A 16,136-nucleotide genomic window follows, 5' to 3' on the forward strand; every position below is an offset into this window, starting at 1 on the left:
AGGTATGTACGAGATGGCTGATTATGAGTTTATCAGAAATTTACATTATAAACTAGGGTGGTCAATTAGAAAGATAAGTAAGGAACAAAAGGTTTCTAGGCAAACGATTCGTAAAGCGTTAGAGTCCACGGAGAAACCAAAATACAACTTAAAAGTGGAAAAATCAAACCCCGTTATGGACCCCTTTATCCCTCTTATCACTGAATGGTTGCGTAATGATTTGGAATCCCCTCCAAAACAACGGCATACTGCAGTAAAGATATTTAATAGGTTACAGGATGAATATGATTTTACAGGTGGAGAATCTACTGTTCGTGGACACGTCCAAAAGTTAAAAGTAATGCTCGAACAAGACAAACCGAAAGGTTTCATTCCACAAGAGTTTCCACCTGGTTTATACGGTCAATTTGACTGGGGCGATGCAGACGTAATTCTTGATGGTAAACAAGTTACCATACAATTGTTTTGCATGAGACTTTGTTTTAGCAGAAAGATTTTTTTAAAAGCATTTTATCACCAGAAACAAGAAGCGTTATTACAGGGTCATGTTGATGCATTTGAGTATTCCGGATTTGTCCCTAAAACTATTACATATGACAACTTAAGAACCGCTGTAAAAACAATTTTAAAAGGTAGAGAAAGAATAGAACAAGATAAATTCATTCAATTGCGGACTCATTACTTGTTTGATAGCCGTTTTAATGAACCGGCAAAAGGGAACCAAAAAGGACAGGTTGAAGGTTTAGTGAAATATGCAAGGCAAAACTTTCTTGTACCAATTCCATCTTGCACATCGTTAGATGAATTAAACGATTTTCTTCGTAAGAAATGTGATGAATACGAGAATCGACAAGTTCCCCAATCATCACTAACTGTTAAGGAAGCTTTTCGAATTGAAAGTAATGAACTTTTACCTCTTCCCAAAACAGCACTCCAGTGCTGCAGAGAAATCTATGTATCTAGTAATACTATTTCACAGGTAGCGTTTGATACTAACAAATACTCTGTACCTACCAATTATGAAGGAAGAAAAAATTTACTTTTAAAGGCATATGTAAATAAGATTGATATCTATGATGGTAACCATCTCATTGCTTCACATCAAAGGTGTTATGAACGAAATGAAGAAATCTTTAATTATGATCATTACCTGGATTTACTTGCCCACAGGCCAGGATCTGTACCATTCGCTCGGCCGCTAATCTATGCAAAACTAGAACCTGTCTTTAGAGAATTTGAAAAACAATTAACAAGAACTACACAAGGGTGTAGAGAATTCATTCAGATCCTAAAGTTATTAAGGAAGTATCCTAAGGAAAAAGTTGTAGATGCATTAAATGAAGCTTCCACCAACAAAATGTACTGTTTCGATACAATACAACAAATTCTATATCGTAATAATGAAGAGATTTCAAATTTAGTTCCCTTTAATGAGAAGGAATATAATCATCTCCCAACAGTTAAAGTTCAATTACCGGATATGGGGAAATTTGATCAGTTATTGTATGCAGATAAGAAGGTGATCTTACATTGAGTACAACATTACTTGTCGAAGAATATTTAAAAAGGCTACGATTACCAGCTATCCTCCGAGAGTATAAAGAGGTAATGAGAGATGCAGAATCAAGAGGTATGAATTATGAAGAATTTCTCAGAGTTTTATTGGAGAATGAAGTAAATCAAAGAAATGATAATATGTTAAACCTAAGAATAAGACAAGCAAAGTTCCCGTTTCCAAAAACCATTGATTCGTTTGACTTTACTGCTGCTCCATATATCAATAAACCGAAGGTTTTAGGACTTCATAGAAGTGAATTCATTGATAAGAAAGAAAATATTATTCTTATTGGTAATTCAGGAACGGGCAAATCCCATTTGAGTATCTCATTGGGCTACGCAGCTTGTCACAACGGCTATAGTGTTCAATTTTGGTCTGCTGCACAGCTTTGTAATGAACTTCTTGAGGCACAATCTGAAAAGAAGCTATTAGCTCTAGAAAAGCGCTGGCTAAAGTCTGATTTAATTATTCTAGACGATGTGGGATATATCCCTTTTAGTATGGCTGGTGCTCAACTATTGTTTCAGTTCTGTGCTTCTCGTTACGAAAAAGGAAGTATGATCATAACTAGTAATCTTGAATTCTCGAACTGGACCCAAGTTTTCGGTGACGAACAAATGACTGCTGCGTTAGTTGATCGTTTAACTCACCGTTTGTTTATTGCAAAATAAAAGTACAGAGGTTTGCGAGGAATTTATGCAGTACTTAACTGCATAAAAAATAGGCTTGCCAGCCCCTAAAATATCTCCTACTGTATTGATTGAGAGATCACAACAGTGGGAGGATTTGAAAGGATGCTAGCAATGCCTGAAGTTGATTATATCAAACATTTAAGAGAAGAAGAAGACTTATCAATAAATGAAATTGCAAGAAAAACTGGTTGTAATTGGAGAACCGTTAAGAAATATGCAGATGGAGAAAGTTTAGAAGAGTCTCTTACTTTCTCAAAAAGAGGAATGATGTATGAGGAGGGGTACGGAGAAATCGTTGACTTTTGGCTTGAGGAGGACATGAAGCTCAAAAGGAAAGACAGGAGAACCAATAAAAAGATCTATGAAGATCTTAGAGACAATCATGGCTTTACAGGATCCTATAGGACCGTGTGCGAATATATACAGCACAGAAAGCCACAGCTCAAAGCAGCCAAGGTCGAAAGACATGAGCGATTAGAACACCCTCCGGGTGAAGCCCAGGTGGACTTCGGAAACATGACTGTCGTAAAAGACGGAGCCTATAAAGATATCAAAGCCCTAATCCTTAGTTTTCCACACAGTAACACAGGATTTGGCTATCCCCTTCCTAGCGAAAATACAGAGTGTTTCCTTGAGGGGCTGAAACAGTTGTTTCACCAAGCTGGAGGGGTTCCAACTTATTTACGCATTGATAACCTGATTGTTTCGATTAGTAGCGCAGTTTTTAAAATTGTCAGGCGAATTAATTCCAATTGTAGGTTTATCAATCTGCTGTGTAAGAGATAAATTATTTATTTGATCCAGTTTTATCTCAATAATTCTATTTTCTAAGGATAATTTGTTAATAGGGCAATATAATATTCCTTCAATTGTTCTTAGCATCTGATTACTGATCACCTCGATTAATTATTGAAACAGATTAACTATAGGAATAGACCCAAATAATAAAAAATTCCCTCCATATTTTCAGAACCACCTAACTTGTCAACCTGGAATTTTATTGAATGCAGTTAACTCTAATCACCTATTTTCTAGTTCTTCTTTGAGCTGACTATATAGTCTCTCTATCTCTTTAGATGCTTCCAAACTCACTTTAACCTCTGTACCATGTACTACTGCATTACGATACATTCTTAGTTCATTAATTTTACTAATTAATTCCTTATCAACTATCTCTTTAGAAGATAAAATTCGCAAAGATTCCATAATGCTAGGTCGGAATTTTCTTGTATTATTTTTATAGACATTATCATTTATCATATTATTACTTTTTTTGATAATTAATCGTTCGAGAAGGTTATAGTATTTTAAAAAATCTGCCAAACTACCTTCCTCTTCTCCAAAATAATCATTATCTTTTTTCAATTTTTCATTTATTTTACTCATACTTTGTGGATTAATTGCTTCCCAACTAAATTTTACAATAATAATTATTTCTGTAATAATCATTACTGTTGACTGATTTAATATGAAATTAAAAAATTTATTCAAATGTGAGAATCGATTATAAGTATTTATGACAAAAAAACATGCAAGGATGCTGATAATACACATAATTCCCATAACGATAATTTTTATATGCTGCTGACTTTTTAATTCTTCAACCACATCGTAATAAGTTTCATCATCTTGTACTATCTTGTTTAATCTATCATTTAGAAAAATGTAACCTGTTAATGTCAGGCCGTAAAGTCCTGCGATCACTTGCGCAGATGTAGAAAAATAATATAATATTTGATTTTCATTAAGGGTGATTATAGCTGGGATAAAAAAACTTACACAAAGACAAATAATCATTATCGTGAAATGAAAGAATAAAATATTTTTATTTTCTACAGCCCATTTATTAAAGTGCACTATTAGTTACTTCCTTTCAAAATTATGGTATTAATGTTCTTATAAACGAATGATAAATCCAATTTTGGCTTAAGTGTTACTGGAAAATAAGGTACTTGTATTACTATCGACAACAAACTTTTTCATTTTTTTTATATCTACTTACGATAATAATCACCGAAATAGAATAACTCTCTTTCTTTTAATCGTTCACATAAATCACTAACCAACATTATCCGCTATTTTTCTCCCAAATTCTATAAAATTTTACAAACCAGACGACTGAAAAATCAGTGAGTTTATTTCTTTAATCCAGTCACTGCTAATATCTTCTTAATACCATCTACATCATTAACCCATAAATTCCAGTACCTGTCACCGCCCGATATTTGTCGAGATGTGTAGAATAAGAGAAATAGGTTAGGATCCTTGTTGCCCATTCCCGTAGGTTTATTTTACTGCGGGACGAATGATTTCCGGCCTGTGTCACCACCAGATAAAAGTTCCTAGTGGAGATTCTGGAGTGAGAATGTTTAGAATAAAATTAAAAAGCACTCCCGCTGGAATGCTTAAGAATTATTTCTGTTTTCAATTACTATTTTCAATGCTGCCACCATGCAACCTGACACAATGAGTAGTGTCTCCTTTTTATGTTTATTCAATTTATCTAGAACAGTTTCTTGTTTTTCTGTGATCTTCTCAGTCCTATCTAACAAGTCTTTTAATTCATCATCTGTATAATTACCAGATCCAAGTTTTTGTTTAATTATCATTTCAATGACATTTTTATCTTGTTTTACAAGATCATTATAATCTCCTTCTGACTTATCCGAAGATTTTAATATCTCCTTTGCGAAATTTGGAACCTCCCCAACTTTGTCAACAATATTCCCTACAAATAATTTAATCATTACCAATTTTGTAAGCTTACCATTCTTCGAATCTATTAATTCCGGTGCCTGTCACCACCAGATATATGTCGAGATTTGTAGAATATGTGAATCCAATTGGGACCTGTTTGCTACGATTCAGATGCCAGTCACTAGGATCCCTATTTTTTAGGACAAATGAGGAAATATGGTTGAAAAAGAAGTATTATTAAGATATGAAACAATGAGGGAGGATTTTCTTATGAAAAAACTATTAATCTACCTAATTGTATTCGTTGTCTGCTTGGGGATGGTTCCAAGCTATAAAAAGGCGGAAACGATTGCGACAGAACCACAGGTTCAAGTAAAGTTAAGGAATTATTTAGGTAATCAGTCAAGTATTTCATTAAACATAGTGGGCAGCTACTACTTAAACGGCGATTCCGCGAATCTATTAACTAGTGAACGAAGTTATTTAGTGAAGGTAGAGAATGAAACACTTGGATTATATGATGGAACGATTAAATTAGCCTCCGGGAGTGAATTATCCATTACTCCGGTTAAAAGTAATGATCATGCCGTTATCAATAATCGTGAATACGCCGGCAGTTTTCTTTTGACGGTGGAAGATAAACAATATGTCAGGCCGATTAATACTATTAATCTCGAAGATTATGTAAAAAGTGTGGTTCCTTATGAAATGCCTGCGCTTTGGCCGATGGAGGCCCTAAAGGCACAGGCGGTTTCAGCCCGAACCTATGCGTATTTTCGTTTGAACCAGGTGATCAATGATACTACCACTTTTCAGGTATATGGAGGCATGACAAGCTTACATCCTAGATCATCTGAGGCAGTTGACGCGACAGAAGGTGAAGTCTTAACCTACGGTGGGAATGTCATTGATGCTGTTTTCTCTGCCTCTAACGGTGGAAAAACGGAAAAACTATTTAATGTCTGGTACCCAAAATCCCTTCCGTATTTTCAGGTACAAAACGACGAGTATGATACAACCTTTACTTGGGATGCTACCTTGCATAAACAGCAAATTGATGTCACTTCATTGGACCTCAAAAATCCAGACAGCTGGTGGGATTCTTCGAATGAAATAGATGCCATGTACGCAAACAACATTAAAAAATGGATGATGAGTAATCTATCAGGATTGAGTGGTAAACAAATCAAAATTATTGCCATCCCTAAGGTTTCCTTTTACGAGCCTACCGAAAGCGGTCGATTTTCAAAAAGTAATCTATCGCTCGATTTTTTTGTAAAAGACGTTTTCAATTCAAATGGGGAGCTTGAACTTCAAACTGTAAGTATCAACAACCAGCTTGCAGACAATATGCGTTGGATCATCAGTTCAAAAGATCTGAGGAGCAATTTGTTTTCCATCAACGAAACCAATGATGCTTTTGTGTTTTCAGGATCCGGGTGGGGACATGGTGTAGGTTTAAGTCAATATGGTGCTAATCACCGTGCAGCTGCAGGTATTCTGTACAAGGACATTTTATCTTTCTACTATCCCGGTACAGTTTTAAACAGACAATATGATAACATAAAACCAGTCATTTCAGGGGCAACATCGAAGACGATTTATGTGAACACAACGTTTGATCCAAGAGCAGGCGTAACTGCAATGGATAACTCAGATGGGGATGTGACAAGTACCATAATAATTAATGGTTTAGTCAACAGTAAGGTTGCCGGCGTATACACGTTGACGTATACCGTTACGGACTCGTCAGGGAATGAAACGAATGTTACACGCCAAATCACTGTAAAACTTGCATCACCAGCGAATTTGAAGGCCGTGGCGAGTACTTACAATAGCGTGAACTTATCTTGGTCAGCCGTTAGCGGCGCCTCAGGATATGAGATTTATCGATCAACATCCAGCACGGGGACTTATACGAAAATAGCTTCTACGTCGAGTACGTCATATAGAAGCACATCTCTGAATACGGGGACGGCTTATTACTATAAGGTTAGAGCCTATCAAACTGTAACACCATTAGCTTATAGTGGTTATAGTTCTGTCGTTTCTGCCAAACCAGTCCTTGCGACACCATCTTCACCCAAGGCAGCATCATCGGCTTATAATAGTATCAAAACGAGCTGGACAGCTGTTAGTGGCGCAAGCGGATATGAGGTATATCGGGCAACCTCAAGTACGGGGTCCTATTATTATGCAGGGTCAACCACATCCACAAGTTATAATAATTCAGGGCTTGTTACAAATAAACCCTATTACTATAAAATTAGAGCCTACCGCATGGTAGGAAGTACGAAGGTTTATAGTAATTTTTCGGCTGTTGTTTTTGCAAAACCTCTACCATCTGTTCCAACTAACTTCAAAGCAGCTAGAGTAAGTTCGACCAGCTTTAAACTGACATGGAGTGCTATAGCAGGCGCCAGTGGTTATGAACTCTACAGAGCTACATCGAGCTCAGGAGCCTATACTCTTCTAAAAAGGACCACTTCCTTATATTACACGAACAGTGGTTTAATAAGAGGAAGGACTTATTATTATAAATTAAGAGCCTATAGAATGGTTGGCATAACCAAGGTGTATAGCGGCTGGACCACGATCATAAGTGTGAAGCCTTAGATTCCAATGGCACCGCCCGATATATGTCGAGATTTGTAAAATTGAAAATCCAGCATAAATCAAGTGCTAGTAGCATCAACTATTTCCACATTAATTGTAAAGCGACGAGGTAGAGTGTGACCTTAGCTAGCATTTCAAATGCTATGGCAAACAAAGCTAATATAAAAAAGTAAGAGCAGCGAATGCTCTTACTTTTTTCGGCTTAATGAGTCAAAGAGGGTGTGGGTTCATAATCATCAGTATTTGTTTTTGATAATCTAATTCCGGTGCCTGTCACACCCCGAAATTTGTTGAAGATTGATAGGTTTTTAGAGTGATGGAAAGTGATAGAATATAGTTGCAGTTGAATATTGTTGGGGTGGTTAGTTAAATCAAAATTATTCAATTCAGGTGCCTGTCACCGCCCGATAATTAACTTGTATTTGTAGTTTTGTAATTTTAGCGGATAACGCTTTAATTGCCCCTGCCATAACTCCAATAACTATGTAAGTATTAATACAATCTTGATCATAATTCATAAATTAAATTGGTGTTGCAAAATTTCTTCCAAAAGTGACATTCCGCATAAACCAATCTTTGTTACTAATGCTGTTGAACTTATTAGTTGAAACAGCACAAACTATTTTAGGAGTAGGGGGTCCAATCTGAAACACTTCCTGACTGAACCCCTACTTAAGGAGAAATTTAAGTATCCCTCAAAAATCTTTAATTTGGTACATAGAGTAGTATTTCAGTGGCTGCTCTAAAACGTTGGAATTCTCCTTTTGATCACTTGTTTTCGGTATGTTGTTCTATTTCCATTAACATTTCAGAAGCTTTCATTTCTAAACCGTTGGCAAGAGCCATAATCGTGTCTAGGCTGGGCTTTTTAATATTCCTTTCCATTAAACTAATATAGGATGGGTGTCGACTGCAGCGGTATGCCAATGTTTCTTGGGAAAGCTGCTGCGCATTCCTTAACTTTTTTAATACGAATCCAAAGTGAGAAGTTGAATGATCCACAAAATTACCCCTTTTCCATGATATAGACAAGATCTAATCGTTTATTTGTTGGCTATCTTCCAGGTTACTAAAATTATATTTTCCTGTTTCCTCTTTGATTAATTGGTGGCCTTTTGGAGGCTCGAGGTAAAAGATGGTTGGACTTGGTTGGTCGCCTCTTTTCATATATATTTGCATCAATTGATTGGCTTTCTGAATCCGATTATTAAAGGAATGTATTCTGGAATCGACAATAATCGAATGCCCGTTACTTAATTCGACCTTTGTCTTGTTTCCTATCGCTTTTGTCCCCACAATATGTTCGGGGTTGAACCAAATACAATCCGGCCTAAATGGTGATTTGTTTGGAAACAAGTAAATCCCTTGATATGGATTGACGATGATAGGACACCTTGCCTTCTCGCCAAGAGTGAGTTTGGCACTTGCCATGGCCCCTCTTAAATCAAATCCTATGTATGTAATGGTGTCGTCTAAAAGTTGCAGGGGAGTCCGATCGACCAGAAAAGACGATCTTCCTGCCAGGACTCGTGTACACAGCTTGCCATAACGGTCATATTCTCCCATCATTAAGATCATTTTCTTTTCGATCAGATAGTTTTTTTGAATAATAATGGTCTTCCTCTCCTTAACATCGATTGATTTGAATAAGGCCTACCTACTACTATTTCTGTCATGTACTGCCCGTTGGGAAAGGAAAGCTGTGTTTTTTCATTTGTATGTATGGAAGTCTCAACAATCTTAGGGCTTGCGGGTATATTCTCACTAAGTAGGTAAAATTAACGAATCTATTTGTCTTGCGATGATAGCAATTGTAAATAAGTTAATCATTGCCTCTCGTATTAATTAAATAGTAGAGAGGACTATATTACTACAGACTAAAGTATGTGAATTCGCCATAATTCGCCTAATTTCGTGACAATCCAGTGACAGGATTTTACAAAATCCCTTGGGTACGTTCTGGTGGTACTAACTAATAAATCATGAGAAGAACCGTTCCTTTGGTATAAACGTAGAATTTATTACTGAACAGTTATTGCTTGATTCAACCCCAGACTAAACAGCACTTCTACATTACTCAAATCGTACTTCTCTTTGAGTGCTTCGTGATAAAGGATGAAAAACTTATGGTTTAAGATTCCATAAAAATAGGCGAATGGATTTTTGATGCTGCGGTTAAACTTGAGCTTCCGGATTAACTGCTTAAAAGATTGGATCGCGACATCTAGAATGAGTTCGGGATCATTCTCCCAAAGGTGTTGATAGGCAGAGATTTTTACCATTTTCCAATACTCCTCGATTGTCTTTGCTTCAGGAAAGAAGCACTTGACCAGCTTAACAAAAGGCTGTGGAACTCGGTCACTCACATAGGTATGATCTAATTCGGACGGTTCTTCTTTACGTTCTTTTATCTTTTGATTTTCAGTTTTTAAAAGATTATTAGTTTCTTTAGGGTGGTTCATGATTTCCACTTTAGGTGGTTCATTTGATGGAAAGCGATTAAACGAATAGAGGTTACTAGACTGCGAACCATTTTTCCTTTCCGTTTCATAAACGGAGAGGATTCCCAATTCCTTTGCTTTTAGAATCATTCGTTTAAAGGTAGAGCGGGAGATTCCGTGATCATTGTATTCATGATGAATGGCTTTTAAGATGGTCCCAATTTTAGCATTGCAAACGCCGGGTATTTTGGCAGAAAAACGAACCAGCCTCATTAATCCCACCAGGGCTCCTTTAGAAAAGTCCTGCTTATGTACTGCTAACCACATCTCGATATGAGTATTCAATTCCTGGAGCGAACTAAATTGTGAGAAATGCTTGAATCCCTCGATATTGCCAGATTTTAAACCTACCATTTCAAACGCCCTTCCACTGCTTTTTTGTGCCAAGTTAATGATCTCAGCACCTCCACAATAGCGGGTTTAACTCCGTAAATCGAACGACTAAAATTCACTTTTGAGGCTGTTTTTGTAACGAAACGTGCCCAAAAGGGGGTCAAAAGTGATTTTTGAAGCCATTTTGTGCAATTTCAGCTAGTTTTGATATCATTTTGGAATTTAACCCCGGAAGAGGTATTCGTACCTAATTTTGATAACCTTCTATATACATTCTGTTTACTAGGTTTGCTAGAGTATACTCAGTAAAAGCAACATATTTGAATGAGGGGAAATCTAATTCAGCTGCCTACTTGGGATTCCTTTTTCAAAAAGGCATGGTTGGAGACAGCTATCGACATTCTTTTCATGTGTTTGAAGGGATAAATCCAGTCCTAGTGGGTACTGAGGCGAGTTTTAATCAATCGTTTGTGTAATAGGGAAAGGAGGGGGAATTTATCAAATGAAGGAGGTTCATAAGAAATCAGGGAATTTTTGTGGAAAAGAGGGGGATTTCCTGGAGAATATTCTTGCCGTCTTCGACAATCTTCGTATTTAGTTGGTACTGAGAAGGATTATAATTCAGTTTTTTACTCGTAATAAATAAACACATCTTCAGTTTCTTTTTAATTTGGTTTGAGATTTGAAACTGAGATTGAAGTATCAAGGGATTCATATAATACCAAATTTATATTTTGTCATAATTTTGTCGGAAAATTTGGCGAAAGTTATTATATGCGAAGAAATACCTAGAAATTTCTGGTAAAATATAATAGTGCTAATTGCCTATTATTTTTAACGAATAATAAAAAGGTGATAATTAGAAATTTCTAGGGGGGTGTCCATTTTTTTAAAAAATGCGCTACAGGAATTATGGAGGAAAATATGGGCTAGAGTGTTGATTACATAACCACCGCAGCTTATCAATTAGTCCATATTTATGTGTCATAATTCATGCAAATTTATTTCAAAAGGGAGAATTGATTATGAGAAAAACTTTTTCTATCATGATATTAATAGTTTTGATATTTGAAATCGTATTATCTTCGAATGTTGCGTATGCTTCCGCTTCGGATGAAATCCAAAACCTGTCTAGCAAGAGTATTAATGTAAACTCAACAACGTCTTATTTAAATTTTTACGAGAGTGAAGCTAATAATGGGACTGATAAAGCAAATGTAATTTCCAATAATTTCACAGGCAATTCAGGTTATTATATCTATGGCAAGATAAATAACTACTATTACGATTTGGACTACTATAAATTCACAGTTCCATCAGACGGCCAATTTGATTTAAAGGGTGTTTGGCTGGATGATTATTATGGAAATGGTTGGGAAGATGACCTAGCTATTGGGCTGGAAGACCAAAATGGAAACACAATTATGTATGGTTCCTTACGTAATCTTTCTTCGGGTGGAACATACAAATATATCAATACTTTCTTGAAACAGGGAACTTATTATATAGTGGCGTTTCAATCAAGTAGTTACCAATATCTATATGTGGATCAACCTTACGGATTGATAATGAACTTTTCACCAAGTCAGACACAAACGCCATACACTTTATCTTTTAATTCCCAAGGTGGTAGTTATGTTTCACCTGTAACTGCAAATAGTGGCTCAACGTTTACGCAACCAACTGCACCAACGAGAACAGGATACATATTTGGTGGCTGGTACACAGATGCGGCTTGTACTAATTTATACGACTTCAATACACCAGTAACATCAAATGTTACGTTATATGCAAAGTGGACTACTAATATATATAGAATTTCATTTAATAGTAATGGCGGAACATCAGTACCATCCACAACTGTAGGCTATAATAAGACGTTCACACAACCAACTGCACCAAAGAGAACAGGTTACACATTTGGTGGCTGGTACACAGATGCGGCTTGTACTAATTTATATAACTTCAATACACCAGTAACATCAAATATTACGTTATATGCCAAGTGGGTAGTAAACCCAGCAACTCCAACAGCAATGAAGGTGGCTTCATTAACATATAACACCAATAGTATTAGTTGGGGTGTAGTAGCAGGAGTTAAAGGTTATGAAGTGTACCGTTCGACATCTAGTAATGGAACATACGCTTTAGTAACAACAACGACTGCAACTAGTTTTAATAACACAGGCTTGGCAACAAATACGGTGTATTACTATAAGGTACGAGCTTATAATGTAGTTGGTGCTGTTAAAGCCTATAGTGGATTCTCAGCTGTGGTTAGTGCTAAACCAATACCATCTACACCGGTTAATTTAAAAGTCGTAAAGGCAACCACTTCTTCCATTAAAATAACATGGAATGGAGTAACAGGTGCAACTGGATATGAGATCTATAGATCAATGTCTAGTAAAGGAACCTACACTTTAGTGAAAACCGTAGCAACTCCTTCTTATACCAATACAGGACTGGTCAAAGGTAAAACTTATTATTATAAAGTAAGAGCGTACAGAATGGTCGGTAAAACAAAAGTATATAGTGGTTGGACGACAGTAAAATATGTGAAATTATAAAACCATGTGGAAATAGAGGCGGTTTAAGTATCGGTCCAACATCGGACAGGGCAAAGCCAAAAAAGCGAAGTTGTGTCCGAAGTCGAGTCAACATCGGACAAGAGCGTTTAGATAATTGTGGGGAACCCACTATATATAGGGGCATTTTTACAGATTATCAAGGTATCACCAAGCCTTCATAGTTGGCAAAAAAAGAGGCTGTCACATAAAGGATTTGTGACAGCCCTTTAATAAACCTGAGAGATCTTTGTAGAAGAGAGAAACTATTATCTACTGTCAATCAATGATCCATAGAGATCTCTATCATTGTTAATTCTATTGTAACCCGTACGTCTGCAAGCCTTCCTGTTTGACTTCAATACGCCAGACTTCATTTTTCGATGACTCTGTTACATAAAGGTATCCATTATGAAAGGTCAGATTGGTTGTAAAAGTTCCCTCATCTTTAGGCAGGCGAATGGTACCGTATTTAAATCCACTTGCATCAAGTACGACAATTTCACCAGCCTGGAAATGGGCTACGTAAAGATTGCCTTCCGTATCGACGGCTAAGCCATCTGGACCAATCCCGCCTTCAAATTGACCGAAGACAAACGGCGTTTCACGTGCGTCTTTGGCATTCTTTGAAGGGACGGAGATAATCCGGTTTGTAGCGAACTCAGAGATATAAACACGTTGACCGTTCGCTGAAATCGCAATCCCATTTGGATAAGCAATCCCTTCTTGAAAGAGTACGGGTTCTTTACTATTCGGTGGCAAGTAAAAGACACGTCCTGTTGGTTTTGTTGCACTGGATCCCATGGGCTCTGTAAAGTAAAGTCCACCATCTTGGTCAAATACGAGGTCATTAAGTCCATTTAAAGGGCTGCCATTGTATGAATCAACAATGGTCGTGCGACTTCTAGTAGTAGGGTCGTAAGCATAGAGTTTTCCAGTAACGTCCGTGATAAAAAGGCGTCCATCCTTGTGAAACTTTGCCCCTACAGGGAGGAGCCCTGCATATTTTTCTATGATTGAAACCTTATCGTCTTCAACCTTAATAATTTCGCCTGTGGGCGGACTAACCATCCAGATATTTCCGCTGCGGTCAAAATTAATCCCCTCCATAAACCCACTTCCGACAGCTACCTTTTCCCACTTACTACTAGGACTGACAATTTCAGAAATGGAGTGTCTTTCCTCTTTTGGCACTGCTTTTGTTACATATAAGGCTTTTGCTCCAACGACTGTAACAGTGATGAGGGAGAGTATGATTAAAACGGCTACTACGAATGCTCTTTTTTTCATTTCATGCATTCCTCCTTGTTAACCTAAAAAGGTCAAGTGATAAAATTTTTATTTATTCAGCTCCCAGAATTCAAACAAAGGGAGCCTGTATATCGACTAAATTTATCATAATATTATGAATATAAACAATATAAATAAATGTTTGAATTTTATAAAAAGTAAGTAGTTTTTTCTTCTATTTTATAAATATGTATTTTGTTACACTAGAAATTTTAGACTCTTTTCCTGGATGGAATTTTACCTTGCATTGGTGTAACTAGTTTACTAGAGGGCACTCAAGTATTCGACTGCATAACTGTTTGGGAGGGAATATCTAATTCAGCTATCCGCCTGGGTTCCTTTAAACAAAAGGCATGGTTGGAGACAGCTATCGACATTGTTTTCAGGTGTTTGAACGTGAAAGTCCAGTCCTAGTGGGTACTGAGGCGAGTTTTAATCAATCGTTTGTGTAGTAGGGAAAGGTGGGGGGATTTATCAAATGAAGGAGGTTCATAAGAAACTTGGGACTTTTTGTGGGAAATCGGGGAATTTCCTGGAAAATAGTAATGTCTTCTTCGACAATCTTCGGACTAAGTTTGTATGGAGAATCCTTATAGGTCAGTGCTTTTAGCGGTTTTAACCAAACGTTTGAATAGTATAGCCTATATGGAATTTGATCGAACGGCTGTCGTTTGGTGACAAATGTGGTTTGAAACGTATAAATCACCTATTTTCCTGTCATTTGTCAACAATTTATTTATGCCCCAAGAAGGATAGATTTATGTTTATCAAGGAGTACAGCGATTCTAATCAAACGTTTGATTGAAAGGGAAATAGGAAGAAAGTAGTCGAGGTTTGTCATTTCATCCATGATCAACTGGTCATGCTGGAGATTAAATTAGTTGTTATAGTGATTACTGAAGGTTTCATGTTTCCTAAATTTGCGCCAAAGAATTAATTAGCAAAAAGTACATATCATAAATTTAGGAGGTGAAATAATGAGGAACTCAAAATTATTTTATATAGCTTTGTTCATCATCCCTTGGCTCACAGTACCATTATTAGGGAAAAATTCATTTAAAAGATTTCTTCCTGCAGCCATTTTTATATGTACATTCACAAAAGCAATCGATTTGTTCGGTGAAAAGAAAAAATGGTGGCGATTTTATAAAGGAATCCCACCTATTGATAGTATGACCTTTTTTAATTTTGGTCCTTACTTTGTTACAAGTCTTTGGATATTGAAACTAACGTTTGGTAAATTTCCACTTTATCTTCTCTCGAATTTCATTCTTCACATTTTTTTTATCTATTTGGGAGGACTCAAATTGGTTAGCTGGTTTAAAATATTTACGTTGGATAAATTGTCCAAATCCCAGTACTTAGCCATAGACTTTTTAAGAGCATTACTTCTTTATGGTTTTCAATACATAAACGAAAGCCGGAGGGACGGTTCTTTGAGGGGGCAATCGGAAGTTTTGCGCGCAAAAAGGCACAACTAGTGGAGGAATGCTCGTTGTGAAGCTCAACCCAGTTTCGAACCTTGTGACAGCCGATAGAGAGCTTGCAAATTCTGGGGACTATTGGGAAGGATCTCGCCATCTTCCTCTTTAGGGCAGCTGTCATTGTAGCAGTCTTTGCACTAATCACAGTACGTGCCTATATGCCGAGCATAGACATGGGCGATTGTATTTTAGATTACGGGGTTACCCCTTCGACTTTGGCCAGAGGGGTAACCAAACAAAACAGGCGCAGAAAAAGCAATTGAATCCCAAAAAGCGGCGGAGGGTCCATTCAAAAGAATCAATTAGTGAATCAGATAGTTACTTCCCCACCCTATCGACGTTAAGTGGGATTGAAAAATATAATGTGGATTTGATTCAGAACAGTGAGAGGAACTTAC

At 36.8% G+C, this 16,136-nt stretch carries 10 protein-coding genes and 3 pseudogenes; 7 read left to right on the forward strand and 6 right to left on the reverse strand.

The genetic code is table 11. The features are described from left to right. Positions 1–4 precede the first annotated feature (4 nt). From istA to RCG22_RS16990, 3 genes and pseudogenes are all read left to right on the forward strand, one after another. Complete coding sequence (istA, locus tag RCG22_RS16980; RefSeq protein WP_308103886.1) at positions 5–1,534, forward strand: IS21 family transposase; 1,530 nt, start codon at positions 5–7, stop codon at positions 1,532–1,534. Then, positions 1,531–2,229 (forward strand): IS21-like element helper ATPase IstB, encoded by a 699-nt coding sequence (istB, locus tag RCG22_RS16985; RefSeq protein WP_308103887.1) that lies wholly within the window; start codon positions 1,531–1,533, stop codon positions 2,227–2,229. Before istA ends, istB begins: the two co-directional genes overlap by 4 nt. Before the next feature lie 123 nt (positions 2,230–2,352). Beyond that, positions 2,353–2,961: pseudogene (locus RCG22_RS16990) on the forward strand (transposase); the annotation flags it as partial. Between the two features lie 309 nt (positions 2,962–3,270). Here the strand turns inward: RCG22_RS16990 and RCG22_RS16995 are convergent. After that, a complete protein-coding gene (locus RCG22_RS16995) occupies positions 3,271–4,107 on the reverse strand; it encodes a hypothetical protein (protein WP_308103889.1) in 837 nt (278 codons plus the stop codon). A gap of 548 nt (positions 4,108–4,655) precedes the next feature. Continuing rightward, a complete protein-coding gene (locus tag RCG22_RS17000) occupies positions 4,656–4,997 on the reverse strand; it encodes a hypothetical protein (RefSeq protein WP_308103890.1) in 342 nt (113 codons plus the stop codon). 268 nt (positions 4,998–5,265) lie between these two features. Here RCG22_RS17000 and RCG22_RS25520 point away from each other — a divergent pair. Both RCG22_RS25520 and RCG22_RS25525 read left to right on the forward strand, forming a co-directional pair. Then, positions 5,266–6,501, forward strand: a pseudogene (locus RCG22_RS25520) (SpoIID/LytB domain-containing protein); the annotation flags it as partial. 21 nt (positions 6,502–6,522) lie between these two features. Further along, positions 6,523–7,563, forward strand: a complete 1,041-nt coding sequence (locus tag RCG22_RS25525; RefSeq protein ID WP_489685536.1) for a fibronectin type III domain-containing protein — start codon at positions 6,523–6,525, stop codon at positions 7,561–7,563. A 768-nt stretch (positions 7,564–8,331) separates the two neighbouring features. Here RCG22_RS25525 and RCG22_RS17010 read toward each other — a convergent pair. The 3 genes from RCG22_RS17010 to RCG22_RS17020 all read right to left on the reverse strand — a co-directional run bounded on the left by RCG22_RS17010 (position 8,332) and on the right by RCG22_RS17020 (position 10,418). Further along, on the reverse strand, positions 8,332–8,565 hold the full coding sequence (locus RCG22_RS17010) for a helix-turn-helix domain-containing protein (protein ID WP_308103892.1): 234 nt from the start codon (positions 8,563–8,565) through the stop codon (positions 8,332–8,334). A 33-nt stretch (positions 8,566–8,598) separates the two neighbouring features. Continuing rightward, positions 8,599–9,201 (reverse strand): competence protein ComK, encoded by a 603-nt coding sequence (locus RCG22_RS17015; RefSeq protein WP_308107194.1) that lies wholly within the window; start codon positions 9,199–9,201, stop codon positions 8,599–8,601. Between the two features lie 383 nt (positions 9,202–9,584). Continuing rightward, a complete protein-coding gene (locus RCG22_RS17020; RefSeq protein ID WP_308103893.1) occupies positions 9,585–10,418 on the reverse strand; it encodes a hypothetical protein in 834 nt (277 codons plus the stop codon). A 1,004-nt stretch (positions 10,419–11,422) separates the two neighbouring features. On the opposite strand from RCG22_RS17020, the gene RCG22_RS17025 reads away from it, so the two are divergent. Next, the gene (locus tag RCG22_RS17025; protein ID WP_308103894.1) at positions 11,423–12,967 is read left to right on the forward strand and encodes a fibronectin type III domain-containing protein; all 1,545 of its coding nucleotides are present in this window, start codon (positions 11,423–11,425) and stop codon (positions 12,965–12,967) included. A 315-nt stretch (positions 12,968–13,282) separates the two neighbouring features. On the opposite strand, the gene RCG22_RS17030 is transcribed toward RCG22_RS17025, so the two are convergent. Continuing rightward, on the reverse strand, positions 13,283–14,254 hold the full coding sequence (locus RCG22_RS17030; protein ID WP_308103895.1) for an SMP-30/gluconolactonase/LRE family protein: 972 nt from the start codon (positions 14,252–14,254) through the stop codon (positions 13,283–13,285). Positions 14,255–15,751: 1,497 nt separating this feature from the next. Between RCG22_RS17030 and RCG22_RS17035 the strand changes: the two are divergent. Beyond that, positions 15,752–15,899: pseudogene (locus RCG22_RS17035) on the forward strand (ABC transporter permease); the annotation flags it as partial. Between the last annotated feature and the right edge of the window lie 237 nt (positions 15,900–16,136).

Origin of the sequence: Neobacillus nitrireducens (assembly GCF_030915405.1) — a bacterium.
Taxonomy (GTDB): domain Bacteria; phylum Bacillota; class Bacilli; order Bacillales; family Cytobacillaceae; genus Neobacillus.